Genomic DNA, 591 nt, shown 5'->3' with positions numbered 1-591 from the left:
TTTTGGTTTTGTATTTGCAGGTGATGACGATAACGGCTTACCTTGGGTATTTAAGTTTTCGCGTATTACGCTTGCCCAAAGTGTACGTGACCGCCTAGAAGACGAAGCGTATATGCTTTCGCAAATTGATAACCCCTTAGTGCCTACCTTTTATGCATTTGAGCGAATTAAAAAACAAGGGATTTTAATGATGGCTCGCGCCATTGGAGAGGACCTTGAAAAAGTATCGCTTAAAACAGGGCGCTTTAGTGCCGCGCAAATAATGGCGCTAGCTGTTAGGTTACGTAATGTATTAATTGATTTACGCAGCCACAAAAATGGCGTTAGCCCACAACCTATAGTGCATGGCGATATAAAACCTTCAAACCTTGTTTGGGATGCAAACACTGATGCGCTGTCGTTAGTGGATTGGGGCAGCTCTGTGTATGCACAGCTCGATAGTGATGGTAACCCTGTTGCGAGTAACTTTATGGATTTAATGTCGGGCGATTTAAGTACAACTAATGCGCGTATGGGCGATGTGTACTTTATTGGTGAAGCACAAATGTCGGGGGAGCAATCATCCCCACGATTTGATGAACAAGGTGTAGC

1 protein-coding gene is annotated in these 591 nt (G+C 44.0%); it reads left to right on the top strand.

What is annotated here, in order from left to right; translation table 11 throughout:
- Nucleotides 1-591 (top strand): phosphotransferase (locus tag L654_RS0101525; protein WP_029753451.1); only part of this gene is annotated, 591 nt, incomplete at both ends.

The organism is Pseudoalteromonas sp. TAB23, from assembly GCF_000498075.1.
GTDB classification, from domain to species: Bacteria; Pseudomonadota; Gammaproteobacteria; order Enterobacterales; family Alteromonadaceae; genus Pseudoalteromonas; species Pseudoalteromonas arctica.
The sequence above is the reverse complement of the archived record's forward strand: the minus strand, read 5'-3'. Positions and strand labels throughout refer to the sequence as shown.